20 protein-coding genes and 1 pseudogene are annotated in these 23,791 nt (G+C 65.7%); 8 read left to right on the top strand and 13 right to left on the bottom strand.

The genetic code is table 11. From position 1 onward, the window contains the following. Positions 1-35: 35 nt before the first annotated feature. The 4 genes from HH308_RS22390 to HH308_RS22375 all read right to left on the bottom strand — a co-directional run bounded on the left by HH308_RS22390 (position 36) and on the right by HH308_RS22375 (position 5,123). Positions 36-731 carry a methionine ABC transporter permease gene (locus HH308_RS22390; protein ID WP_170196471.1) on the bottom strand — a complete coding sequence of 232 codons (696 nt, stop codon included), beginning with the start codon at positions 729-731 and terminating at the stop codon, positions 36-38. After that, positions 728-1,750 carry a methionine ABC transporter ATP-binding protein gene (locus HH308_RS22385; protein ID WP_170196470.1) on the bottom strand — a complete coding sequence of 341 codons (1,023 nt, stop codon included), beginning with the start codon at positions 1,748-1,750 and terminating at the stop codon, positions 728-730. Before HH308_RS22385 ends, HH308_RS22390 begins: the two co-directional genes overlap by 4 nt. Continuing rightward, positions 1,747-3,177 carry an LLM class flavin-dependent oxidoreductase gene (locus HH308_RS22380; RefSeq protein WP_170196469.1) on the bottom strand — a complete coding sequence of 477 codons (1,431 nt, stop codon included), beginning with the start codon at positions 3,175-3,177 and terminating at the stop codon, positions 1,747-1,749. Before HH308_RS22380 ends, HH308_RS22385 begins: the two co-directional genes overlap by 4 nt. Positions 3,178-3,251: 74 nt before the next feature. Next, the gene (locus HH308_RS22375) at positions 3,252-5,123 is read right to left on the bottom strand and encodes an APC family permease (RefSeq protein ID WP_170196534.1); all 1,872 of its coding nucleotides are present in this window, start codon (positions 5,121-5,123) and stop codon (positions 3,252-3,254) included. 500 nt (positions 5,124-5,623) lie between these two features. On the opposite strand from HH308_RS22375, the gene HH308_RS22370 reads away from it, so the two are divergent. The 3 genes from HH308_RS22370 (at position 5,624) to HH308_RS22360 (ending at position 8,061) form a co-directional block, all read left to right on the top strand. Continuing rightward, positions 5,624-6,307 (top strand): MspA family porin, encoded by a 684-nt coding sequence (locus HH308_RS22370; protein WP_170196468.1) that lies wholly within the window; start codon positions 5,624-5,626, stop codon positions 6,305-6,307. A gap of 39 nt (positions 6,308-6,346) precedes the next feature. Continuing rightward, on the top strand, positions 6,347-7,003 hold the full coding sequence (locus HH308_RS22365; RefSeq protein ID WP_170196467.1) for an MspA family porin: 657 nt from the start codon (positions 6,347-6,349) through the stop codon (positions 7,001-7,003). A gap of 146 nt (positions 7,004-7,149) precedes the next feature. Beyond that, a complete protein-coding gene (locus HH308_RS22360) occupies positions 7,150-8,061 on the top strand; it encodes a cation diffusion facilitator family transporter (RefSeq protein WP_170196533.1) in 912 nt (303 codons plus the stop codon). Positions 8,062-8,252: 191 nt separating this feature from the next. On the opposite strand, the gene HH308_RS22355 is transcribed toward HH308_RS22360, so the two are convergent. The 3 genes from HH308_RS22355 to HH308_RS22345 are packed head-to-tail and all read right to left on the bottom strand — an operon-like array spanning position 8,253 to position 10,446. Continuing rightward, the gene (locus HH308_RS22355; protein WP_170196466.1) at positions 8,253-8,987 is read right to left on the bottom strand and encodes a pirin family protein; all 735 of its coding nucleotides are present in this window, start codon (positions 8,985-8,987) and stop codon (positions 8,253-8,255) included. After that, positions 8,984-9,472, bottom strand: coding sequence for a MarR family winged helix-turn-helix transcriptional regulator (locus HH308_RS22350; RefSeq protein WP_170196465.1), 489 nt, complete (start codon positions 9,470-9,472; stop codon positions 8,984-8,986). The genes HH308_RS22355 and HH308_RS22350 overlap by 4 nt, the downstream gene beginning before the upstream one ends. Continuing rightward, positions 9,472-10,446 carry a pirin family protein gene (locus HH308_RS22345; RefSeq protein ID WP_170196464.1) on the bottom strand — a complete coding sequence of 325 codons (975 nt, stop codon included), beginning with the start codon at positions 10,444-10,446 and terminating at the stop codon, positions 9,472-9,474. The genes HH308_RS22350 and HH308_RS22345 overlap by 1 nt, the downstream gene beginning before the upstream one ends. 236 nt (positions 10,447-10,682) lie before the next feature. On the opposite strand from HH308_RS22345, the gene HH308_RS22340 reads away from it, so the two are divergent. After that, positions 10,683-12,296 (top strand): HNH endonuclease, encoded by a 1,614-nt coding sequence (locus HH308_RS22340; protein ID WP_312870807.1) that lies wholly within the window; start codon positions 10,683-10,685, stop codon positions 12,294-12,296. A gap of 191 nt (positions 12,297-12,487) precedes the next feature. On the opposite strand, the gene HH308_RS22335 is transcribed toward HH308_RS22340, so the two are convergent. Together HH308_RS22335 and HH308_RS22330 are read right to left on the bottom strand one after the other, a co-directional pair. Beyond that, a complete protein-coding gene (locus HH308_RS22335) occupies positions 12,488-13,711 on the bottom strand; it encodes an NAD(P)/FAD-dependent oxidoreductase (protein WP_170196463.1) in 1,224 nt (407 codons plus the stop codon). Positions 13,712-13,713: 2 nt separating this feature from the next. Beyond that, complete coding sequence (locus HH308_RS22330; RefSeq protein WP_170196462.1) at positions 13,714-15,042, bottom strand: cytochrome P450; 1,329 nt, start codon at positions 15,040-15,042, stop codon at positions 13,714-13,716. 253 nt (positions 15,043-15,295) lie between these two features. Between HH308_RS22330 and HH308_RS22325 the strand changes: the two genes are divergently transcribed. Beyond that, positions 15,296-15,613 (top strand): 2Fe-2S iron-sulfur cluster-binding protein, encoded by a 318-nt coding sequence (locus tag HH308_RS22325; protein WP_170196461.1) that lies wholly within the window; start codon positions 15,296-15,298, stop codon positions 15,611-15,613. Between the two features lie 15 nt (positions 15,614-15,628). Here HH308_RS22325 and HH308_RS30525 read toward each other — a convergent pair whose 3' ends face one another. The 3 genes from HH308_RS30525 to HH308_RS22310 are packed head-to-tail and all read right to left on the bottom strand — an operon-like array spanning position 15,629 to position 18,630. After that, positions 15,629-16,288: a helix-turn-helix transcriptional regulator gene (locus HH308_RS30525; protein ID WP_312870805.1), complete on the bottom strand. Its 660-nt coding sequence runs from the start codon at positions 16,286-16,288 to the stop codon at positions 15,629-15,631. Beyond that, on the bottom strand, positions 16,285-17,163 hold the full coding sequence (locus HH308_RS22315; protein WP_170196460.1) for a helix-turn-helix transcriptional regulator: 879 nt from the start codon (positions 17,161-17,163) through the stop codon (positions 16,285-16,287). The genes HH308_RS30525 and HH308_RS22315 overlap by 4 nt, the downstream gene beginning before the upstream one ends. A 12-nt stretch (positions 17,164-17,175) precedes the next feature. Then, on the bottom strand, positions 17,176-18,630 hold the full coding sequence (locus tag HH308_RS22310; protein ID WP_170196459.1) for an aldehyde dehydrogenase: 1,455 nt from the start codon (positions 18,628-18,630) through the stop codon (positions 17,176-17,178). A gap of 234 nt (positions 18,631-18,864) precedes the next feature. Between HH308_RS22310 and HH308_RS22305 the strand changes: the two genes are divergently transcribed. From HH308_RS22305 to HH308_RS22295, 3 genes are read left to right on the top strand one after another with little or no spacing between them, the layout of a single operon-like run. Continuing rightward, entirely contained in the window at positions 18,865-20,556 is a 1,692-nt protein-coding gene (locus tag HH308_RS22305; RefSeq protein ID WP_170196458.1) for an AMP-binding protein, read from the top strand. Continuing rightward, the gene (locus tag HH308_RS22300) at positions 20,556-21,362 is read left to right on the top strand and encodes a PaaI family thioesterase (protein ID WP_170196457.1); all 807 of its coding nucleotides are present in this window, start codon (positions 20,556-20,558) and stop codon (positions 21,360-21,362) included. The genes HH308_RS22305 and HH308_RS22300 overlap by 1 nt, the downstream gene beginning before the upstream one ends. 12 nt (positions 21,363-21,374) lie before the next feature. After that, positions 21,375-22,352, top strand: coding sequence for a quinone oxidoreductase family protein (locus HH308_RS22295; RefSeq protein ID WP_170196456.1), 978 nt, complete (start codon positions 21,375-21,377; stop codon positions 22,350-22,352). Between the two features lie 963 nt (positions 22,353-23,315). On the opposite strand, the pseudogene HH308_RS22290 reads toward HH308_RS22295, so the two are convergent. Next, positions 23,316-23,791: pseudogene (locus HH308_RS22290) on the bottom strand (hypothetical protein); the annotation flags it as partial.

The following is a 23,791-nucleotide window of genomic DNA, read 5'->3' as shown; positions in this document are numbered from 1 at the left end:
GTCGGTGACTGTGTTGGTAGACAAGGGTTTTCTCCTCAGCGGGTGATGGTGGTTCGTTGCGGCGTGAGACGGCGGACCAGCGCGTCTCCGACGATTTGGATGATGGCGACGGTGATGACCAACGTGATGATCGTCGCGATCATCACGCCGTGATCGAAGCGTTGGTAGCCGTAGGTGACGGCGATGTAACCGAGTCCGCCCGCGCCGATGGTGCCCGCGATGGTCGAGTATTCGATCATCGCGATGGTGTTGATCGTGAGGCCGCCGATGATATTCGGCAGTGCCTCGGGAATCTGTGCGCCGGTGATGATCTGCAGCGGTGAGCCGCCCGACGCGGTGGCGACGTCGATGACTTCCGCGGGCACCGAACGCAACGAGTTCTCGACGATCCGGGTGAAGAACGCGATACCGGCGATCGACATCGGCACCACCGCGGCGGCGATGCCGATGTTGGTTCCGGTGATGAACCTGGTGAACGGGATGATGGCGGTCATCAGCACCAGGAACGGCAGCGAGCGCCCGATGCTGATGACCCAGGACAGCGGCGTGTGCAGCGCGCGATTCTCGTACAGTCCGCCCGGCGCCAGATTGTGGATCAGCGCGCCGAGCGGCAGGCCGACGATCAGCACGAGGGCCATCACGATGGCGACCATGGTGACCGTGTCGAAGAACGCCGGGACCAGCAAGCCGGGAATCTCGTTGGTGGGCACCGAAATCGCGAGCACGGTCATGCGGGGACCTCCGCGAGCAGGTCGTCGTCGACGCGCGTCGACTCCGATTGACTGTGCAGCCCAAGCGTTTTCGCGACGCGAGTGAACTCGGGGAGGCGGCCTGCCGGCACTCCGAGAGTCGCCTCGCCCACCGCGACGCCGCCGATCGACTGGATATTGGCGCCGAGAAGTGCGATGGGAACCGACAATTCGGTTCCAAGCCGACTCAGCCAATCGGCGGGCACCGTCGGCGAGCCATAGGTCACCGACACCGCGACCGTGTCGGCGGCGGCTGCGGTGGCACGGCCGGGCGCGCGCAACTGCGCACCCAGCAACGACTGTGCGTCGAGTGCGATGTCGACGATGTCGCCTTGCTCGCGCAGCGTGCCGTGATCGAGCCGTCCGACGCGGTCGGCGACCTTGACGATCGTCTCCATCTCGTGGGTGATGAACACGACGGCGAGATCGAGGTCGGTGCGCAGCGTGTCGAGGAGGGTCAGGTAGCTCTCGGTGGCCACCCGATCGAGTCCCGACGTCGCCTCATCCGACAACAGCACCGACGGCTTGAGCGCGAGGGCACGGGCGATGCCGACGCGTTGCCGTTGACCGCCGGAGAGTTGGTGCGGATACTTCTGCGCCTTGTCGCCGAGACCGACTCGCTCGAGGAGTTCGCCGACGCGCGTCTTGGTCGCGGCTTTGGTCGCACCCAGATACTCCAGCGGCAGCGCGACGTTCGCGGCGGCGGTGCGCCGCGACAACAGGCTCGACGACTGGAACACCGTGCCGATGCGGCGGCGTGCCTGACGCAGTTCGGTCGAGGTGAGTTGGGTCAGACTGTCGCCGTTGACGATCACCTCGCCCGACGTCGGGCGTTCGAGGAGGTTGATACACCGGGCCAGGGTGGACTTGCCCGCTCCCGACGGTCCGACGACGGCGAAGATCTCGCCCGATTCGACGCTGAAGCTGACGTCGTCGAGAACCGTTGTGGCACTGTCGCCGTCGCCGAATGTCTTGCTCAGGTTGCGGATGGTGATGGTCACTTGCCCGCTCCGGCGGCGACGAGGGGACGGCGGATCGAGTCGTCGATCGTCGACCCGGGACCGCCCACCCGGAACGACGCCCCGCGATGGGTGTCGGGCAGCAGGTCGCCGCGGCCGAACAGCTTGTGCCTCAACGTTCCCGGTGTGTACTGAGCGGGGTAGGCATCGCGTTTGCGCAACTCGGGCACCACATGGTGCACGACGTCCTCGAACGACCCCGGCGTCACTGCGTAGGCGATGTTGAAGCCGTCGACGTCGGTGTCGTCCACCCAGTCCTGCAGCGTCGCGGCGACGTCCGCGCCGGATCCGATGAAGACCGGGCCCATCCCGCCGATGCCGCCCCAGTCGGCGATATCGCGGACGCGCCAGGGCTTTCCGGATTCATCGGCCTGGGAGAACGCGGCCACGGCCGACTGAATCGCATTGGACTCCACCGACCCGATCGGGTCGTCGAGGTCGTAGGCGGCCAGGTCGATGCCCATCCAGCCGGACATGAAGACCAACGCTCCCTGCTCGCTGGCGTAGCGGCGGTACTCCTGCGCCTTGGCGAGTGCGGCCTCGGTGGTCTCGTCGGTGATGATGGTCACCAGGGTGTAGATCTTGGCGTCGTACGGGTCGCGGCCCGCTGCGGCGAGTTCCTCGCGGGTACGCGAAACGATCTCGCGCAGAATGGTTTTCGTCGGTGCCGCGACGAAGATCGCTTCGGCGTTCTCGGCGGCGAACCGGCGGCCCCGCGGTGAGGCGCCCGCCTGGTAGATCACCGGCGAACCCTGCGGCGACGGTTCGGACAGGTGAATGCCCGGCACGCGGAAATGCTCGCCGTCGTGGCCGATGTGGTGCACCTTCGCCGGGTCGGCGAAGATCCCGGCCGCGCGGTCGCGACGCACGGCGTCGCGCTCCCACGAGCCCTCCCACAGTTTGTAGAGCACGGTCAGGTATTCGTCGGCGTGGTCGTAGCGTGCGTCGTGAGCCAGGTGCGAGTCGTCGCCCATATTGCGCGCCGCGGCGGGCAGATAGCCGGTGACGACGTTCCAGCCGATGCGGCCGCGGGTCAGGTGATCGAGGGTGGACAGCCGGCGCGCGAATGGGTAGGGATGCTCGAACCCCGTTCCGGTGGTGATTCCGAAACCGAGATTCTCGGTGGCGTGCGCCATCGCCGAAACAAGCAATAGCGGATCGTTGACCGGAATTTGCGCGCCTTCGCGAATAGCGGCTTCATCATTGCCGGCATAAACGTCATAGGTGCCGAGAACGTCGGCGATGAACAATCCGTCGAAATTGCCGGATTCGAGAAGCTTGGCGAGATCGACCCAATAGTCGAGGGTGTTGTAGTCCCAGGAGCGGTCCTGCGGATGACGCCACAGTCCAGGGGACTGGTGGGCGACGCAGTTCATGTCGAACGCGTTGAATCGGATATGTCGAGGCATGCCGCCCATAGTGTGATTTCCGCACGGCGTCGAACACCGTTGGGCGCACGGTGGGCGCAATGTTTGGCGGTCGACTACCCGACGTGCACGTGTGGCCGATTCGTGAGTTCCGGCTCGGCCCGACGCAGGATCTCCCTGGTCACCGGCGCCACCTCACCTTCGCCGATGAACAGGAACTTCAGCAGGTTGACGATCGGATCGCCCTCGCTCCACTCGAAGTAGACGTCGGGATTCACGCCGGTCGAGTCTCGGATGGCGATGAGGATGGATGCGATGGTGTTCGGGATCGACGCCGCGTTGGCCCACAGGATCCGTGGCCCGCCGTCGTAGATCCGGCCGTGTACCGCGACGTCGGTGTCGAATTCGGAGGCGTCGGTGATGTTGATCTCGAGGAAGACGATCTCGTCGGCGTCGGGGATGTGACTTTCCGCGCGCTGCTGCAGTTCCTTCTCGCGGTACTCCAGCAGGGAGCGGCTGTGCGGGTCGTGGGTGACGATCGACAGGGTGCCGGTCCGGCATACGCCGCCGATGATCTCCTGCGCTGCGTCGTCGAATGTGATTGAGCTGGAACGCAACTCGAACGACCGGTTGATGCGCGAGGCGAACGACACCACCAGGATCGCGATGATGAAGAACGCGGCCACCTGCACGCCCTCGGGACGCTCGAAGACGTTCGCGATGGTGGTGTAGATGAAGATCGCGGCGACGATGACGAATGCGATCGTCGCGATCGTCTTGCGTCGCTTGCGAACCGACAGCGCCACCGCGATCGACGCCGAGGTCATCAGGACCAGCACACCGGTGGCGTAGGCGCCGCCCTGCGCGTCGACGTCGGCGCGGAAGATCAACGTCACCACGAACGCGACCAGCGCGAAGACGAGCACCAGCGGGCGCACCGCCCGAGCCCAGTCCGGCGCCATGCCGTAGCGGGGCAGATATCGGGGGACCAGGTTGAGCAGGCCCGCCATCGCCGACGCCCCGGCGAACCACAGGATGAGGATGGTGCTGACGTCGTAGACCGAACCGAATGTCGCACCGAGTTGGTCGTGCGCGAGGTAGGCGAGTGCACGGCCGTTGGCGTGCCCGCCGCTCTGGAATTCCTTGTCCGGGATGAGCACCGTGCACACGACGCTGGAACTGATCAGGAACACACTCATGATCAGCGCGGAGGTAGTCAGCAGTCGGTGCGCGCCGCGGATTCGTCCGGCTGGCTCCTTGGGGTCGTCGTCGGGGTCACCGGTGATCTGCGGCATCACCGCGACGCCGGTCTCGAAGCCCGAAAGACCAAGTGCCAGTTTGGGAAAGACGAGCAGTGCGACGGCGACCATCATGATGGGGCTGCCGTGCTCGGCGGTCATCGCGTGCCGCCAGTCGACCACGAGATGCGGAGCGGCGACGATGTGTGCGATTCCGGAGACCACGACGACGAAGTTCAGCACCAGATAGACCACCACCAGGACGACCGCCACCTTGATCGCCTCGGTGAAGCCGCGCAGGAATACCGCGGCCAGCAGGGCGAGCAGAATCAGGGTGATGAGGATCGTGTGGCTGCCGAAGGACTTCGGGATCAGCGGGTTCTCCACGAAGTGTGCAGTGGCGTCGGCGGCCGACAGCGTCATGGTGATCATGAAGTCGGTCGCCGCGAATCCCAGCAGGACGAGGACGAAGATCTTGCCGCCCCACCTCGGCAGGAGATGCTCGAGCATCGCGATGGAGCCCTCGCCGTTCGGCGATTTGCGGGCGACATACCGATACACCGGCAGTGCGCCGAACAACGTCAGCGCAACCAAGACGATCGTCGCGATCGGAGCGATCGCGCCCGCCGCGAGGGCCGCGATACCGGGTTGATAGCCGAGCGTGGAGAAGTAGTCGACGCCGGTCAGGCACATGACCTGATACCAGCGATGTGTGGGCGCGTGCTTATGCGGCGCGCGGTGCGGGCCCATCTGATCGGCGGGCTGGGGTGTGATGTCGGACAGCAGCCAATGGCCGATGCGCGACGGAATCTTCGCACTCACTTGCTAACCATAGCTGCGTACCAAGGCCTGCGGTCCGGCTGCGGAAAGGTTCGTGTGGCCCGGGGTGCGTGATGCGCGAATTGAGGCAATTTGCCGCGTCGAACAGAATGTGGTTTCGTATCTGGTGAATATGTGAGTCCGCTCACATCAATGGTACGGTCCTTTTAGTCGCGTAGGAATTCACACACCGGTAATCGGCGATTGACAGTTGGCCGATAAGCCGGGATTTCAGGGATCTGCTCACGATGATTCGAACGTTGACTGAGACCCGCCTGAGATCATTCACCTGGGGGTTTCCTGAATGTGCGGCAGATTAGCGTTCGCTGGCAATTCGCTGTTAACCGATTGTTTCATTTTCCTGCCGTAAGGTTCGCCGCGATGTCGTCGCAGGACGACAACGCGAACCAACAGTCCTGGAGAGGGAATTCATGAGCACGATCAAATCGTCCGCTCGACGCGGTGCATTCGCGGGCGTCTTGGCGGGCGCGGCCGCCGTCGGCATCGCCGTCACCGGCGTCGCGCCGGCACACGCGGACGCGTTCGTCCGGTTGCCCAACGGCTCGCAGGGCGGCGACGGAATCAGCATCAGCCGTACCGGTGAGTCGGCCACGATCTCGCCGTCGCTCGCCGCGAACGGCCTCGGACGCACCGCATGGGTGTCGGGCAACGTGACCGTGAAGGCCCCGAACCTGAAGCCGAGCAAGGCCGGCCCGAACAACGGCCCGGTCGGCGAAGCCGGCCTGCCGGGTACCAACGGAACGTCGAATGACGGTGCGGCCGCGACCATTTCGGTCGGCTACATCGTCGGCTGCCAGGTGCAGATCGGCACGCTGTCCGCCGGCTTCACCGGTAGCTTGAACGCCATCAGCGGCGCTCCCACCGGAACCGCCACCCTCAGCATCCCGATCCAGCCCGGTCAGGTGGTCTTCGCGCAGCTCGACTACAAGGACGTCGAGAAGAAGGGCACCTACTACTTCAACTGGCGCAACACCCAGCTGCAGATCCAGAACTGCGCGGGATACGCACAGGCGCGTTCGTTCGTGACCGTCGAGACTTCGGGTGAAGACCACCAGAAGATCAACCTGTACGGCCAGCCGTTCTCCATCGGCTGATCCAAGACCACCAGACACACCTTGAGACAAGGACTCTCGATGAAGAAGATCATCTCGGCCGCGCTCGCGGTCTCCGGGCTGTCGGCGGCCGTGGTCGGCCTGAGCACCCCGGCCGTGGCGAACGCCGACGTCCGCATCGTGCTGCCCTCGCAGACCGACAGCCTGCAGATGGGTGACGGCACCGTCGTCTCGCTGACTCGCAGCAATGAGCGCGCCAACATCAACCCGTCGCTGGGCGGCACCCCGCTGCACCGCAACGCCTGGGTTTCGGCGACCTACGACGCGCGTACCTCGAAGAAGGCCAACAAGATCAAGATCCAGGCCGGTTACATCGTGGGCTGCCAGGTCAACCTCGGTGGCCTCACCTCCACCTCGGGTGGCAGCGCCACGGGAACGTCGTCGCTGAGTGCGGCGTCGGTCAGCAGCGGTGCGAGCGTCTCGATCGGACCCGGCCAGGCCGTCAACTACTACATCAACGACTGGGAGCGTGCCGACGACTTCGGTGCCGCCAAGCACGACGGCAAGATCACCTACAAGAAGGCCACCCATGGTCGTCTGAGCTACACCAACGAGACCATCATGGTCAACGGCTGCGCCGGCTACGCGCAGGCGCGTTCGTTCGCCAACGTGTTCGTCGACACCGACAACGCTCGTCAGATCCTGACCTTCTACGGTCGCCCGTTCAGCCTCGGCTGATCACGCTCGATCCCGCGCGGCGCGTCTCTTTCCAGAGGCGCGCCGTGTGTGCGTTATGCGACGATGTGCGGGTGACCGACACCGACGAGTCCATCCCCGAGTACACCGTCCCCGAGCCCGCGCCGGAGCAGACCGGCGGTGACTCGATGCTGACCGTGGTGATCGCCTTCACGGTCAATATCCTTGTCGCCGTTGCCAAGTCGGTGGCGGCGGCCATCACTGGGTCGGCGTCGCTGGTCGCCGAGGCGGCCCATTCGTGGGCCGACGCGGGCAACGAGGTGTTTCTTCTGATCGCGGAACGACGCGGCGCTCGGGGCCGCGACAAACGCCACCCGTTCGGCTACGGCCGCGAGACCTACATCTGGTCCATGTTCGCCGCATTCGGGCTCTTCACCGTCGGTGCGGTGGTGTCGGTGATGCACGGCGTCTCGGCGCTTCGCACACCGGAGGAGGGTTCGGACTACGTCGTCGGATACGCCGTTCTGGCCATCGCCTTTGTGCTGGAAGGTATCTCGCTTCTGCAATCCGTTCGGCAGGCGCGTCGCGACGCGTCCCGATGGTCGTTGCGCCCGATGCGCTACATCCTGGTCACGTCCAAGGCGACACTGCGTGCGGTCTTCGCGGAGGACGCCGCGGCGCTGATCGGACTCATCCTCGCGGCATTGGGGATGATGTTGCATCAACTCACCGGTTCCGCGGTCTGGGACGCGGCGGGTTCGATCGCCGTCGGACTGCTGCTCGGCGTCGTCGCCGTGATTCTCATCTGGCGCAACGGGGAATTCCTGCTCGGCCAGGCCGCCCGCCCGGACATTCGACACCGGATGCTCACCCACCTGTTGGCGCACGACGATGTTCAGCGAGTCACCTACCTGCACGCCGAGTTCGTCGGGCCGGGACAATTCTATGTGGTCGCCGCCGTCGATCTGGTGGGCGACGCTCCCGAACACGACGTGGCACGACGGCTCCGGCGACTCGAAGCCCGACTCGAGGGCCACTATTCGATCGTCGAGGCCGTGCTGACACTGTCGACCGAGGACGAGCCGAGTCTGGTCCCGTAGGGTCTGGTCACCTCGGCCGCCTCACACGTCGAAGCGGCCGCCTCGCTCCCCGAGTGCCGAAGCGAGGAACGAGCTTCGGTGTAGCCGCCGTGCTGAGTGACCGCGAGGTACGAGCGGTTGTAACGAAGTAGAGGGGCTGGTGAGACGAAGACCCCAAGCCGACCCGAAACCTCGCAACACGCGACGAATCCTCACACGTCGAAGCTCGCGTGCATCTCCCAGTACAGGATCTCGGCATCGTCGACAGCGGTGATCTGCTGTTCGCCGGCACCGGTGAAGCGCACCGCGTCGCCTTCTGACAACGTCTCGTCGCCGAGAGCCACGGTGCCCCGCGCCAGGTAGAGATGCCCGAAGCCAGCGGCGGGCAGTGTCACCGAAGCGCCGACTTTCGGCGCTGCGATGTGCAGTGCGGCAAAGCGATTCGCGATCGACACCGCCGACGTCCCACGGTCGCGTGCCATCCCGGACGCCGCGACGAACAGGTCGCCGCCGGCCAACTCCGACGTGAGGTCGCGTTCGGCGTAGCTCGGGTCGAGGTCGTCGGTATCCGGGGCCACCCACATCTGTACCACGCGCAGTGCGATGTTGTCCTTGCGGCTCGAACCGTTGCGCTCCGAGTGGCTGATGCCCCGCCCCGCCGTCATCCGCTGGATCACGCCGGGTTTGATCTCACCCTCGACGCCCTGCGAATCACGGTGCACCACAGAGCCGTTGAGCACCCAGGTGAGGATCTCGGCGTTGCGATGCTGATGCCGGTCGAGACCCTCGCCGGCCTGCACGGTGTCGTCGTTGTTGACCATCAGCACGCCGTGCGCATTCTCGAACAGATTGAAATTGCCGGTCGCGGGAAAAGATTGGCGTGAGTCGAGCCATTCGTTGTTCCAGTGGTACCGGTCGGCCGCGCGAATGATGGTGGTGCTGCTCATGATTGCTCCAGACCCGATGCGATCCGACGCAGGATGACCGCCAGTGCGGCGCCGTCCTCGGCGTCGAGTGAATCGACGAAAAGTCTTTTGACAGAACGCATATGGATATACCCGGCGTCGGACAGGGCTTGCAGCCCGGCCGGCAGGACGACCGCGTAGCTGCCCCGCCGGTCGGTGGGAACCGGTTCGCGCGACACCCAGCCTTTCTTGGCGAGGGTGTCGATCTGATACGACAGTCGCGACGACGAGAACACCATCGACCGGCTCAATTCGTTCATCCGCATCCGCTGGTCGGGTGACTTCGCCAGCAGTAGCAGGACGTGGTAGTCGGGCAGGCTCATGTTCGACGTCGCGCGCAGTTCGTCGTCGAGGACCGTCTGCAGGTGTGCGCTGGTCTCGATGAACGGTTGCCACGCGGCCCATCGCGGATCGAGGATCTCCTCGATCCGCAGCGTTGTGCGCGAAGCGCTTTCGCCGACGTTCATCAGCGGCCCACGGTGTGTGGCATCAGTGCGTCCGGCGGGATGATGCCGAGGCGACCGGCGTTGAAGTCTTCGATCGCTTCGATCAGCTGCTGGCGGGTGTTCATCACGAACGGGCCGTATTGTACGACGGGTTCGCGAATCGGCTTGCCGCCCAACAGGAGAACTTCGAGCGACGGACTCTTGGAGTCCTGCGTGGCGTCGGCGCCGACGGTCAGCACGTCGCCCTTGCCGAACACCGCGAGGCTGCCCTGGCTGATCGGGCGGCCCTCCGCGCCCACCGTGCCATGCCCGGAGAGTACGTAGACGAGCGCGTTGAAATCGGCTCGCCACGGCACCGACAGCTGCGCCCCGGGGGCGATTGTGGCGTGGGCGAAGGTGATCGGCGTGTGCGTCGCACCCGGTCCGCCGTGTCCGTCGATGTCGCCGGCGATGATGCGGACCAGCGCGCCGCCGTCGGCCGAGGAGACCAGCGTCGACTGTTGGGCTTCGAGATTCTGATATTTCGGTGAGATGAACTTGTCGTCGGCCGGAAGGTTCACCCACAGCTGGATGCCGTGGAAGGTGCCGCCGGATTCGACGAGTTCGGCCGGGGGAGTCTCGATGTGGAGGATGCCGGCACCGGCGGTCATCCACTGCGTCGCGCCGTTCTCGATGATGCCGCCGCCACCGGTGGAGTCCTGATGCTGGAATCGGCCGTCGATCATGTACGTGACGGTCTCGAATCCGCGGTGCGGGTGCCACGACGTTCCCTTGGGTTCGCCGGGCTCATATTCTACCTCGCCCATCTGGTCCATGTGAATGAACGGGTCGAGATCGGCGGTGCCGGCGCCGGCGAAGGCGCGCACGACGGGGAAGCCTTCGCCCTCGTACCCGCGCGGTCCGCGGGTGACCGACTTCACGGTGCGCTCGACGGCGTCGAGCGGGGTCGCGGCGATTCGGGGCAAGGTCAACGTGTCGGCGGTGACGGCGGGCATGATGTCTCCTTCGGACGTAATTGCTCAGTTTTGAGCAACTTCTGAGAAGGATAACGCACGGCGTCGGAATGTATTCCCGGCCCGATTCGTCGGCGTCGGACCGTTCGCGGCCCAGCGTCCGCAGCAGGTCTTCATTTCGGGTTTGACGATCGTGCACAACGAGTTGTCGTACCCCCGGGTTAGTGTGTGTGCAGACCGGAAAACTGCAGGTCGATGCCGTGAGGGAGGTGATGGCCGTGACCGAGCATTCGGATGTCGGGGTGGCGTCTGCTGCCGGGGAGTCGATGCCGGAGTCGTCAGTCACCGAGTTGTATGCCTCGCTTGAAGCGGTGGTCGACGGGCTACAGCAGGCGTTGACGATCTCGTTGACGCCGAAGCAGGTTGCTGAGTTGGCTTACACGCATGAGCGGGTGGCCCGCAAACTCGCCGGCATCGGCCTACAGCGCGTTACCGATGTACAGGAGCGGGCGGCGTTCACCTCGGCGGGGTTCACCACCATCGGCACGTTCTTGAGCACCGGCCTACGGTTGGGGCGCGGCCCGGCGGGACGCCGCCTGGCCGCCGCGAATGCGCTGTGTGAACAACCCGCACTGACCGGGGAGGTGTTACCGCCGCGGCGCCCGCACACCGCGGCTGCGGTCGCCGACGGCGCCATCTCCGGTGATCACGTCACGGTAATCGAGACCGTGCTGGGGAAAGTCCCCACCGCCGCGGGACCGGAGATGCTCGACGACGCTGAGAAGCAACTCGCAGAGGCCGCCCGCATCTTCAGCCCGACCGACCTGGCCAAGATCGGTGACCGGATCCTGGCCCACCTGGACCCCGACGGACGGCTGACCGACGACACTGATCGGCGACGCCAACGTGGCCTGAGCCTGTCGCCGCAGGACCGGCAGCTGATGAGCACACTCAAAGGGCAGCTGACCCCGACGGTGCGGGCGATGATCGAGGTGATTCTGACCGCGTGGGCCGCCCCCGGCATGAACAACCCCGCCGATGAGCAGCCGTTGTTCGGCGCCGGTGACGATCCGGAGTTAGATCAGGAGGCATTGGCGGAGGCCCGCGCCCGCGACTGTCGAAGTCAAGCCCAACGTAACCACGATGCCCTCGAAGCGATGTGCCGATACGTGCTCGGCCATCGAGGGTTGGGTGCCCCGGACCGGTTACCGGCCGAGGTGGTGATCACCACCAGTCTGGCCGAGTTGGCCGGGCTGTCGGGGTTTGCGCACACCGCCACCGGCACCGACCTGCCGATCCGGGATCTGATCGAGGTCGCCGCGCACGCCAACACGTGGTTGCAGGTGTTCGCCTCCCACACTCAAGAGGTGCTGTACCTCGGGCGGGTCAGCCGGTTCGCGAACAAGGCGCAGCGGTTGGCGTTGTTTGGGCGGGACCGCGGCTGTACCGGCCCACTGTGTGATACGCCGTTCTCCCGCACCGAAGCGCATCACGCCCCGGACTGGGCCAAGGGCGGGGTCACCGACATCGATCGGCTCGGCGCCGCGTGTGGCCGACACAACCGGATCGTCGGCACGCGTGCCGGGCAGTGGGAGACCCGGATCCTTGAGACGGGCCCGCATGCGGGGCGAATGGGGTGGCGGCTGGCGGGTACAGACGCGCCATGGCAGCTCAATCCGATCCACCGCCTCGACCTGCCCGTCACCAGCGTAGAGGTTTCGAATCCGCCTACCGCCGGACCGCCCGCACGTGCTGCGGCTGCGGCCGCGCGACGCCCCTGCGCCACGCCCGAGCGGCCGTACCGGCCGACTATCGAACGCTACCTCAATGCCTGCACCAGCGGCCTCTGGACCAAGGTCGACATCATCACCACCACCCGACTCCAAACATGATGGACCACAACCAGATCCACCCGAACGCTCGAATGCGGCCGACCGACGCGTTCGCCGGCACCGTCCAGACTTCCAGCGGCCCGAATCGTCAACCGGGAGCGTTCCGTCCCCGGCCGTCACCTGCGGCGACCGAATGCAGTACGCAGCGCACATCCTGCGAATTATCTTGCGCAACAACAGCTTCGCGCCACTCAGCCCAGCACGACATCCCGCATAGCCACACTCCCATCACCCAAGAGTTCCGCCTTCACTCGCAGTCGCTGCCCGATGAACTTCTTCGCTGCCATGAATTCGCCTGGCGAGTTGACGGTTTCGGCCGCGCGAATCGTGTCGTCGGAGTTGAGGTGGAAGACGGCGAAGGAGTCCGGCTTGGTGCCCTCGCGTATCACCACCTGATCTTCGGTCGCGACCAGTCCCGCGATCTTGAGCTTAAGATCGAACTGATCCGACCAGAACCACGGAACTTCGGCAGCTGGGATGGCGGCGCCGGTGATCGCCGCCGCTACCTGACGCGCCTGCTCGGTCGCGTTGGGAATCGATTCCAGGCGAGTCAGGCCGGCGACACCGTCGACGGGCCGTCGGGTCACATCGCCGACGGCGTAGACGTGCGCATCGCTGGTGCGCCCCGCGGCGTCGACGATGATTCCCGCGTCGCACCGCAGGCCGGCATCGACGGCGAGCGAATCATTCGGCGTCGCACCGATTCCCACCAATACGACGTCGGCGTCGACCGAACTGCCGTCGGCCAGCTCGATCGCCTCGGGGCGTCCGTCGCGGGTCGCGATGTCGACCACCTGCGCGCCGACGCGGACGTCGGTGCCACGCCGTTCGTGATGGGCACTGAGTCGGCTGGACAGCTGCGGGCTGGCCACGCGCGCGAGAATGCGTTCCTCCCGCTCGATGATCGTCACGGGGACGTCATGCGAGCGCGCGACCGCGGCGACCTCCATGCCGACGTAGCCGCCGCCGACGATGGCGAGCCGACGCCGGGCGCGGACCGCGTCACCCAGCGCGGCGGCGTCGTCGAGCGTGCGCAGTGTGACGACACCGGGCGAGTTCGCGTCGAAATCGGATAGTCGTCTGGGCGTCGAGCCGGTCGCGATGACCAGGGCGGAGTAGCCCAGAGTCGTGCCGTCGGCCAATTCCACCCGCATCGCCGCCCGGTCGACGGCAGTTGCCTCCATTCCGACGCAGAGTTGAATGTCGTTGTCGGAGTAGAACTCCGGTGGTCGGAGCAGCTGCACGTGGTCGGCTTCGGTGAATTTCTTCGACAGCGGCGGACGGTGATACGGCAGGTGTTCTTCGACGCCGACCATCATCACTTGGCCGGCGAAGCCGCCCTGGCGCAGAAATGCTGCCAGGGCGGCCCCGCCGTGTCCGGCGCCGATGATGACGACGGGATCGGACGTGGACATGGTCAGCGCACGAACTCGAGCTCGACGGGCATGTTCTTCAGTCCGCCGACGAAGTTGGTCTGGATGTACTTGTCGCCGCCCGCGAGACTCACCGACTTGAGATGGGGGAGAAGCGTTTCGAACATGATTCGCAGCTCGATCTTGGCCAGGTGCTGTCCGATGCACATGTGCGGGCCGTAGCCGAAGGCGATGTGCTTGTTGGGGCGGCGGTCGATGTTGAAGACGTCGGGGGCGTCGAAGACATCGGCATCGCGATTGCCCGATTGATAGAGCAGCATGAATCGATCGCCGGGGTTGATCGCGCGGCCACGCAATTCGTAGGGCTCCAGGGCGGTGCGCATGAAATGCTTCACCGGCGACGCCCAGCGCAGCGACTCGTTCACCAGGTTCCCCACCAGCGACAGGTCACCCTTGAGGCGTTCGAGCAGTCCCGGATCGTGCGACAGCGCATTGATGCCGCCGGCCAACGTCGACGACGTGGTGTCGTGACCGGCGGTGGCGATGGCGATGAAATAGCCGTAGGCGACTTCCTTGGCGAAGTACTCGCCCTGTGGATCGCGCGCGTTGGAGATGATCGACGCCAGATCGTCGGTGGGGTTGGCGCGCCGATCCATCAGCAGGGCATCGAAGTACGCGTAGAAGTCCTGAATCGTCGCAACCCACTGCTGTGCGGCGGCGTCGGGGGTCAGCGGTTCGACGTCGGCGCGCGCGGCGTCGGGGTCGGCGGTGCCGAAGAACTCCTGGGTGAGCGCCATCATGCGTGGTTCGTCGGCCTCCGGAACGCCGAACAGGCTCATGATCACGTGCAGGGGGTATTGCAGCGCAAAGTCTTTCACGAAGTCGATGGTGCCGTCGGTGCTCAGCAGGCGGTCTACCGATTCCCGAGCCAGGGTGCGAATCCGATCCTCCCACTGCTTGAGATTGTTCGGGCGAAACCAGTCGCCGGCGATGTCTTTGATGACGGTGTGCTCCGGCGGGTCGAGGTAGGTCAGCGTTTCCAGGATTCGCAGACTGCCGTTGTTGATCGACCTGGTGAACGCGTCACCCGCCTGATTGGCCAGAATCGGATTGAACGCGCCCTTGTTCTCGCCGCCCGCGCTGGTGAAGACATGCGGCTGACGCTCGATCTCCATGATGTCGGCGTGCTTGCTGACGAGAAAGACCGGATCGTAGCCGTCGACGTGTGCCACGCCGAGCGGGTTGTTCTCGCGCAGCCAGCGATATGCCTCGAACAGTTTGTCGTTGTCTCGATGCCCTTCCGGGAGAACGACCTGTTCGGCGACCTCGGTGGGCAGGGTGAGGTCGGCGGCGGATGGTGCGGTGGAGGTCATGTGGTCCTTCTCTCATGCCAGTTGCGTTGGGCTGGAACGTGTTTGAAGTCTGTCTCGGCACACCTGTGACTCGCATCACCCCAGCGGGGGAACTTGCGACCCCCGCGAGGGACGTGGCGGTGGAGCCGACGGGGTCATCCCTCTGCGGGGTGATCGACTACCCACCTGTGGGGACGCGCGGGCCCTGCTGCAGCAGTCAGAATTCTTCGGTATGAGGTGGGATTCCGACCTGCCGCAGATTGAGGAGGTACCCATGGCGAATGTCATCTACCATCTGCCCGACGGCTCGATCGAGACCGTCGATGTTCCTACTGGGCAGAGCGTGATGGATGGGTCGGTGCGTAACAATCTTCCCGGGATCGTCGCGGAATGCGGCGGAAGCTGTTCGTGCGCGACGTGTCACGTGTACCTCGATGACGCAGCGAACGCGCTGTTCGATCCGCCGTCCGACGAGGAGGCCGAGTTGATGGAGTTTCTGGAAGGGGCACAACCCAATTCGCGACTGTCCTGCCAGTTGATCATCGCGGGTCACGGCGACGTGCACGTGCAGGTCGCCGACTCGTCGTCCTGATCCGGCACGCTGTTCTCAGCGCGAGCGCGAGATCAGCTCGGCCCGATTGGCGGCACCCATCTTGCGCAGGATGCGTTTCACGTGAGTCTTCACGGTTTCGAGTGAGACGCCGAGCTCTCCGGCGATGGCGGCGTTGGCCGCTCCGGACAGCACCTGCTCCAGAACCTGGCGTTCCCGTTCGGTCAACAGGGCTGCGGCGGAGGCGAATTCTGCGGACATCGGCCCCGTTGCGCGCGATGGGTGCAGTGACGGGTCCAGCTCGGACAGTTGATCCCGCAGCGCGTCCAACCGCAGTCGTTGATGATGCAGGTGCTGCTCACTGAGCAGCATCTCGGCGGTCGCCATCGCGGTCTGGGTCAATAGCGCGATGTCGTCGCGGGTCGCCTGGCTCACCGGCCCCGGGATCAGCAACGCATAGTGTTCGCCCGTGTCCGAGACGAATTCGACGACGCCGACGCCAGGTGTCCCCGACCCCGGATAGGCGCCACCGCCAGATTGTGCGAAGGCGATCGGCCGCCGGGCGCCGGCACTGCGATCCTCCAGCGCGGCCCAGACGGTCCCGGCGACGGAAACGGCACCGGCACAAAGAGATTGGGTGACACCGTGCACATCGGGAGAGTCGACGACGCGGGCGACGGCGTGCTCCAGACGCGCACGCTGCGAGTGTGCGCTCACGACCGATACCGTGCGTCGAACCGTTGAAAGCGGGCGGCGGCCTGGGCTCGCGAATGCACACCGAGCTTGGCGAAGATCCGTCGCACATGCGTCTTGACGGTGCCCTCGGTGATGTAGAGCTCGCGCGCGATCTGCCGATTGGTGGCGCCGGTGACGACCAGCGCGAGGATGTCGCGTTCACGCGCCGACAGCGACGCGATCGGCGGGGATGCGCCGGGACGGCGATCGGTGACGGTCGTCGCGGCACTTGAGGCATCGCCGAAGAGGCTCTGCGGCCGGGTGTTTCGATCCTCGACTCGCAGGACGTCCTCGACGAGCCGCGTCACCTCGGCTTGCCGATCGCGCAGCCGCCGACGATTGTGCGCGGCTGTGACCACCACCCCGGCAAGCCGTGCCGCCATCAGCAGCAAGTGCACGTCATCGTCGTCGATCCGCGATGTGTGCCGGTCGACATGCAGTATTCCCACCGTGTGACCGTTGGCGACGATCGGGGCGGCAGCGTACGCCGCGGGATTGGACAGATCGACGAGAGGCCGATAGGAGTCGCGGTGAAATTCGTTGCGTTGCAAGGTGTATGGCTGTTGACGCAGCACCAGGCCGGCTTCCAGAGGCGCGCGGAGCAGCGGAATGGGTGACCCGTCGACGGCCGAACGCAGGTCGTCGAAGCCGCGCAGGCGTTCGGGAACGTGCACGTGGGCCGGCAGCCAGTCGGGCCCGTCGACCCACGAGAACATCGACTTGGCGAAGCCGAGGCAGACACACACTTCGCGTGAGATCGCCTGTGCCAGAACGTCGTCGTCGGCATGTCGTAACTCGCCGAGGAACCGGTGCAGTTGCGCTGCACCGGTTCCCGGGGATCGGTCGGCCGAAGTCATCGTCGTCGGAGCTCAGCCCGCCGGCGGTAGGTAGACGGTGTGTAGATTCTGGAAGGCGTGCAGCCCCTCGGGTCCCAGCTCGCGGCCCATGCCGCTGCTCTTGATCCCGCCGAACGGCGCGACCGGGTCGTTGGTGTAGTGATTCACCCCGACGGTGCCCGAGCGCACCTTGTCGGCGAGCGTCGCGGCACGCTCGAGGTCCGACGACCAGACGCTTCCGCCCAGCCCGTACTCACTGTCGTTGGCGATCGACAGAGCCTGCGCTTCGTCGGCGAACGGGATGATCGACAGCACCGGTCCGAAGATCTCTTCGCGAGCGATGGTCGCGTTGTTGTCGAGGTCGGCGAACACGGTCGGTTGCACGAAGTAGCCGCGGTCGAGGCCGGCGGGCCGTCCGCCGCCGGTGGTCATCCGGGCGCCCTCGTCCTTGCCCTTGGCGATGTAGCCTTCGACGCGTTCACGCTGGCGCGCCGATACGAGTGGCCCGATCTTGGTGTTCGGATCGAGCGGATCGCCGATGGTGAGCGACTCGGCCAGGGCGGTCACCGCGTCGACGACTTCGGTGTAGCGTGACTGCGGCGCGAGCACCCGGGTATTGAGCCAGCAGATCTGCCCGTTGTTGAGAAGCGTTGCGCCGAACAGCGATTCCATCGATGCGCCGAGGTCGACGTCGTCGAGGAGGATCGCGGCGGACTTGCCGCCGAGTTCGAGGGTGACCGGCCGCAGCAGTCGCCCGCAGGTCTCGGCGATCTTTCGGCCGGCCGCGGTGGAGCCGGTGAACGACACTTTGTCGATACCGGGATGTTCCACCAGGTATGCGCCGATGTCGCGGCCGCCGGGAACGACGTTCACTACGCCCGCCGGCAGCCCCGCGGCGAGCGCGGCCTCGGCCATCAGGAAGGCGTCGAGCACGGTCTCCTCGGCGGGCTTGAGTACGACGGTGCAGCCCGCCGCGAGCGCGGGGCCGAGCTTGAGGAAGGTGATGGCCTGTGGAACATTCCAGGGGACCACGGCGCCGACGACGCCGACCGGCTTGCGGCTGACCCGGGCGGAGCCGCCCAGCATGCCCGGACGCTCGTCGAATTCTGGGGCCTCGACCATCAACTGGCTGAAGTAGCGCACCAACACGGCGGGGAACCCGCCTTCGAACTGTTCCGCCAGCCAGATCGGCATGCCGTTCTGCATCGACACCAGTCGCGCGGTCTCCGCGGCGCGTGCTTCGATTTCGACGGCGAAGCGCTCGAGGACTTCGGCGCGTTGCTTCGGATGCCACGTCGACCAACCGTCGGGGTCGTCGAAGGCGTTGCGCGCGGCGGCGACGGCGCGGTCGATGTCGTCGGTGGTCGCACGGGGCACACTGCCGATGGCTTCCTCGGTGGTCGGCGAGTTCACCGGAATCGTCGCGGTCGAGGCGGGCGTCGCCCATCCGCCATCGATGTAGAACTCCCGATAGTCGATGGATGTCATGTTGCTCCTTGGTCGTGGCCGCGATCGGCAGGTGTGAACGGCGTCACTTCAGCATCGCGAATCGGCCAGGTTAAATCAATGGTTTCTTTGGTAAGACCGTAATCGGGGTGACGACGTACCTCCGACGGGGGATGTCTCCTCGGTCCGCCGCTGCGAAACTGTTGCCTATTAGGTCCAACCATTCTAATCTTTAGACATACGAGTTGGCTGATCGAAGAAGGGCGTACGACACTCATGACACGCGAACGAAACCTTGGTCGCTACACGCCTGCCGAGGTCAGCGAGTACTACGCAACCGGTCAATGGGCTGATGAGAACTTCACCGAACTTCTGCGGGCGCGCGCAAACGCCAGGCCCGACAAGGTCTTCCTCACCGACGGCCGGCGGTCGTTGACATTCGCCGAACTCTACGAGGCCACCCAGAAACTCGCCGTGGGACTGCACCGGCGAGGCCTGCGCTCGGGTGATCGGGTGGCCGTGCAGCTGCCGAACTGGGCCGAATTCGTGGTGGTCGCGGGAGCGCTCGCCCGGATCGGTGCGGTGATGGTTCCGATCATGCCGATCTACCGCAACGACGAGGTATCACACGTCGTAGCCGACGCCGAGATCCGCATGGCGATCGCGCCTGCAGACTTCAAGGGCTTCGACTACGTCGCGATGTTCGACGACATCCGCGCCCAGTCCACCACGCTGCGCGAGGTCGTAGCCGTCCGGGCCTCCGATGACAAGCGAGAATGGTACGCGGGCAACGGGATCGACGTCCTCGATGATCTCTTCGCCGACGTCGGTGATGCCGCAGCCGACGCCGAGATCGACTTGCGCGTGCACCCCGACGATCCCTATGTCATCGTCTACACCTCGGGTACCACGTCGCGGCCCAAGGGCTGCCTGCACACGTTCAACACCTACGTGTCCGGCGCACGTGCACTCAAGGTGGCCTTCGGACACACCGAGGACGACGTGCAGTTCGGGCCGTCGCCGATCACCCACACCACCGGGCTGGTCACCAGCGTGCTGCTGCCACTGCTCAGCGGCGCGGCCACGCACGTGATGCCCGAATGGGATCCGGTGCGTGGACTCGCCGACATCGCGCGGTTCGGGTGCACCGGCGCCGTCACCGCGACGGTGTTTCTGCAGACCCTGCTGGCCGCGGCCGACGCCGACCCCGACGCCGATCTCTCCACGTTGCGTTTCTGGACGTGCGCCGGCTCGCCGATTCCCGCGGCGGTCATCGAGAACGCCACTGCGAAACTTCCCGGAGCGAGCATCCTCTCGCTCTACGGTCGAAGTGAAAACCTGTGCACCACAACGTGTACCGTCGACGACGATCCGCGACACGCCCGCACCTCAGATGGCAGCGCATTGCCCGGAGCGCGGGTCAAGATCGTCGATCCTGGCGGCGTCGACGTGCCGCAGGGAACCGAAGGCGACATCGCCTATCACGGGCCGTCGCACATGCTCGAGTACCTGAACCGGCCCGCCGACACCGCGGAACTCTTCACCGCCGACGGCTATTCGATGTCCGGCGACCTCGGCGTGATGGATGCCGACGGGTTCGTGCGGGTCACCGGACGGACCAAGGACATCGTGATCCGCGGCGGCATGAACATCAGCGTGCGCGAAGTCGAGGACAAGTTGACCAACCATCCAGACTTGACGTCGCTGGCAGTCGTGGCGATGCCCGACGAGCGACTCGGGGAGAAGGTCTGCCTCTACGTGGTCCCCAAACCGGGTCACGCCGCTCCGACCGTCGACGAGATCAGGGCCTATCTGACCGAGCGCGGCGTCGCGATACAGAAGACACCCGAGCATGTCGCGGTCATCGACGCGCTGCCGATGACGGCCACCGGGAAGATTCAGAAGCACATCCTCCGCAAGCAGATCGCTGCCGAGATCGCCGCCGGCGCGGCCGCGCCTGTCGCCTGATGGCGCAGACGATTCAGTTCGTCGCCGGCGGTGCCGATGCGCTCATGCGAGTGACGCCGACGTCGCTCGACGACCAGCGGGCCGTCTTCTCGATCCCCACCGGCCCCTGGTTGACCGACCCGCACCTCGGGCGGGTTCGGTCGGCGCTGGGCATCCCGCTCGACGACGTCACCGGATATGTTGTCGCAGCCGGTGTTCCGCCGGGCCGGTGGCCGGTCAGCTTGGGTATCAAAGTCGACTTCCTCGCCGACGCGCCAGTCGACGGGACCTCGGTGACGCTGGTCGGTGAGCTGGTGGCGCGCACGGATGTCGGGGCCACCACTCGTGGGATCGCCTACAGCGAGACGGGCGACATGCTCGCGCTGGTCACTCACCGCTCGCACCTGATTCATGTGGTCGGACGGCCGCAGACCGCCGCATTCGACGGCCCGGTGCCCGACGCCGAGGCGCCCTTGCGTGAGTCGTTGGCGTTCACCACCGTCGAACGAGGTGTCGTCATGGCACCGACGCCCTGGACGGCCAACGTGATGGGAAATGTGCACGGCGGAGTTCTCGTCGTCGGATCCGAGCTGGCGGCGCATTCGATGGTGGGAGAAGGCTTCTCGACGGTCAGCATCGACGTGTCGTTCCTGCGTCCGTGCGATGCGACGGCTCCTACCGTGTTTCGAGGCGACGTCGTGCATCAGGGCAGGACGGTCGCCGTCGTACATGTCGCGGCAATCGGGCACGGCGGTCGGACGTGTGCGGTCGCCACGGTGATTCTGCAACGCCCGGCGGCGAATAATGGTGACGATGAGCACCGGTGACAAGGAGATGCGGTGAAGGCGATCGTCCTCGATCAGTTCGGTGACTCAGAACAATTGGTGCTGCGCGACGTCGACGAACCCCAGTCGCGGACCGGTTGGGTGACCGTCGAGCTGAAGGCATCGGCGCTCAACTGGCACGACGTCCTCGTCCGCCAGGGCCGCTACGGTTCACCGCTGCCGCACACTCCCGGAGCCGATGGTGCCGGAATCCGTTGTGACACCGGTGAATCCGTTGTCATCCTGCCGTCGCTGCACTGGGGCGAGCGTGAGGCCGCACCGGGCGCCGACTTCGAGATCCTCGGTGACCGTACCCCGGGTGCCTATGCCGAATATGTCAGTGTGCCGGTGGAGTGTCTGGCCCCGAAACCGGCAGGCTACTCGTGGGCGCAGGCGGCGGCGTTGTCGTTGGTGGGAGTGACCTGTTTCCGGGCGCTGTTCTCTCGCGCGAGACTGCGCGAAGGCGAGTCGCTGCTCATCGTCGGCGCGGGCGGTGGCGTCGCGACGATGGCGGCGTCGCTTGCCCACGCTGCTGGTGCACACGTGTCGGTGACCGCGTCGACCGAGTCGAAACTGTTGCGGGCCAAGGACTCCGGCGTCGATTCCGGCGTTCTGCACACCGACGACAATTGGCCGCAGGCCGCCCGACGACTCTCGCCGGGCGGCGCGGGATTCGACGTCGTGCTCGACCCGGTGGGGCTGTGGGGCAAGTCGATCGGGGCACTGCGCGACGGTGGGCGCCTGCCGGTGCTCGGAGCGAATGTCGCCGAGCAAGCGACATTGGCGGTACGCCCGTTCTTCTTTGGTCAGTTCAGCGTGCTCGGTACGACGATGGGCTCGCCGCGCGACTTCGCCGGTCTGCTGGATCTCGTCGCCACCGGCCGGGTAGCGCCGCCGCCGATCGCCGCCGAGTTCCCCCTAGCCGACGCTGCGCGCGCCCACGCCGAACTCGAAAACGGAAGGCACTACGGCAAACTCGTGCTTCGTCAGTGACGAGGCTGGGTTCGGGAAAGCCCCTCCGGCGAGTGCTGTTGTTGTCGGTTGTATCGCAACCTTGTGCTCCGCGAGTGTCGTTGACGTCGGTCGTGCCGCAACCCTCTGCTCCGCGAGTGCTGTTGTTGTCGGTCGCGTCCCAACCTTCCGCTCCCCGAGTGCCGAAGCGAGGAACGAGCTTCGGTGTAACGAGGGGTCGGTGACCCGAAGAGACCAACGGGGGGAAGGGATTTCGCGTCGCAACCTTCCGCTCCTCGAAGTGCCGTCGATGTTGTCGGTGGCGCCGCAACCTTCCGCTCCCCGAGTGCCGAAGCGAGGAACGAGCTTCGGTGTAACGAGGGGTCGGTGACCCGGAAACCGTACGGGGGAACGGGGATTCGGCGACGCTGAGCGTTCCGCTCCTCGAAGTGCCGTCGATGTTGTCGGTGGCGTCCCAACCTTCCGCTGCCCGAGTGCCGAAGCGAGGAACGAGCTTCGGTGTAACGAGGGGTCGGTGACCCGGAAACCGTACGGGGGAACGAGATTTTCAGGACGTGCACGTTTCCGCTCTCCGAGTGCCGCCGACGTCGCCTGCGCGGCAACTCTCCGCTCCTCGGCGCGGTGCCTGGTTGGAAGGGTGGTGGGGTGTCGTCGTGCGGTAACGGTTCGTTGTCACGAGTGTGACTGGTGGGGTTCGCCGTATCGGGGAGGCGGATACGCCAGTATGTGCCGGGTTCGCCGGTGATGCGATCGTGTTCGGCGGCGACCGCGTGCGCGGCCTCGGTGGTTCCCGTTCGGCTCGATCTTGTTCGCGTTCTTGTTGACGGTGGCGCTGCTTGTCGACCGTCGAGGACGACCGCCGCACCTGTGGGATGAACTGTGTCGCAGCACTTTTGGCCGCGGTCGAGAGTGCTGCAGTGGGCGGGTGTGAAACAGCCACGCGCTGTCGCGTTCGGTGTGAGCGCCGCATGTGTGGTGTCTGGTTTAGAAGGGTGGTGGGGTGTCGTCGTATTGCGGTAACGGTTCGTTGTTACGGGTGTGACTGGTGGGACTCGGATGGTGGGAGCGGATCCGCCAGTACTTGCAGGGTTCGCCGGTGATGCGGTCGTGTTCGGCGGCGGCTGCGTGCGCGGCTTCGGCGGTTTCCCGTTCGGCTCGATTGTGTTCGCGTTCTTGTTGGCGGCGGCGTTGCTTGTCGACCGTCGACGCCGACCGCCGCCGCTGCTGTTTCCTTCTGCTGCTGCTGCTGCTGGTGCTGGTGCTGGTGCTGGTGGGTGGGTCGGCGAAGCGGATGTGGGTGAGGGTGTCGAACAGGTCGGTGCCGGACAGGTCGGGGCCGTCGATCCACAGTCCCTCGGGGGTACGGACCCGATACTGCACCCGCCCACTGTGGTCGAGGGTCATGTCGTCGAGCCAGCCGTGATCGCCGGTCTTGAGCAGGTGGTGAAAGACGCACAGGA

It is taken from the genome of Gordonia asplenii (genome assembly GCF_012933505.1).
Classification (GTDB): domain Bacteria; phylum Actinomycetota; class Actinomycetes; order Mycobacteriales; family Mycobacteriaceae; genus Gordonia; species Gordonia asplenii.
The sequence above is the reverse complement of the archived record's forward strand: the minus strand, read 5'-3'. Positions and strand labels throughout refer to the sequence as shown.

Coding starts and splice junctions, on each gene's coding strand:
- HH308_RS22375 (WP_170196534.1), bottom strand. CDS start 5,123: ATGGGCCCGCACCGCGCGCCGCATAAGCACGCGCCCACACATCGCTGG.
- HH308_RS22335 (WP_170196463.1), bottom strand. CDS start 13,711: ATGTCCACGTCCGATCCCGTCGTCATCATCGGCGCCGGACACGGCGGG.
- HH308_RS22370 (WP_170196468.1), top strand. CDS start 5,624: ATGAGCACGATCAAATCGTCCGCTCGACGCGGTGCATTCGCGGGCGTC.
- HH308_RS22325 (WP_170196461.1), top strand. CDS start 15,296: ATGGCGAATGTCATCTACCATCTGCCCGACGGCTCGATCGAGACCGTC.
- HH308_RS22330 (WP_170196462.1), bottom strand. CDS start 15,042: ATGACCTCCACCGCACCATCCGCCGCCGACCTCACCCTGCCCACCGAG.
- HH308_RS22380 (WP_170196469.1), bottom strand. CDS start 3,177: ATGCCTCGACATATCCGATTCAACGCGTTCGACATGAACTGCGTCGCC.
- HH308_RS22390 (WP_170196471.1), bottom strand. CDS start 731: ATGACCGTGCTCGCGATTTCGGTGCCCACCAACGAGATTCCCGGCTTG.
- HH308_RS22360 (WP_170196533.1), top strand. CDS start 7,150: ATGCTGACCGTGGTGATCGCCTTCACGGTCAATATCCTTGTCGCCGTT.
- HH308_RS22365 (WP_170196467.1), top strand. CDS start 6,347: ATGAAGAAGATCATCTCGGCCGCGCTCGCGGTCTCCGGGCTGTCGGCG.
- HH308_RS22350 (WP_170196465.1), bottom strand. CDS start 9,472: ATGAACGTCGGCGAAAGCGCTTCGCGCACAACGCTGCGGATCGAGGAG.
- HH308_RS22345 (WP_170196464.1), bottom strand. CDS start 10,446: ATGCCCGCCGTCACCGCCGACACGTTGACCTTGCCCCGAATCGCCGCG.
- HH308_RS22300 (WP_170196457.1), top strand. CDS start 20,556: ATGGCGCAGACGATTCAGTTCGTCGCCGGCGGTGCCGATGCGCTCATG.
- HH308_RS22355 (WP_170196466.1), bottom strand. CDS start 8,987: ATGAGCAGCACCACCATCATTCGCGCGGCCGACCGGTACCACTGGAAC.
- HH308_RS22310 (WP_170196459.1), bottom strand. CDS start 18,630: ATGACATCCATCGACTATCGGGAGTTCTACATCGATGGCGGATGGGCG.
- HH308_RS22305 (WP_170196458.1), top strand. CDS start 18,865: ATGACACGCGAACGAAACCTTGGTCGCTACACGCCTGCCGAGGTCAGC.
- HH308_RS22315 (WP_170196460.1), bottom strand. CDS start 17,163: ATGACTTCGGCCGACCGATCCCCGGGAACCGGTGCAGCGCAACTGCAC.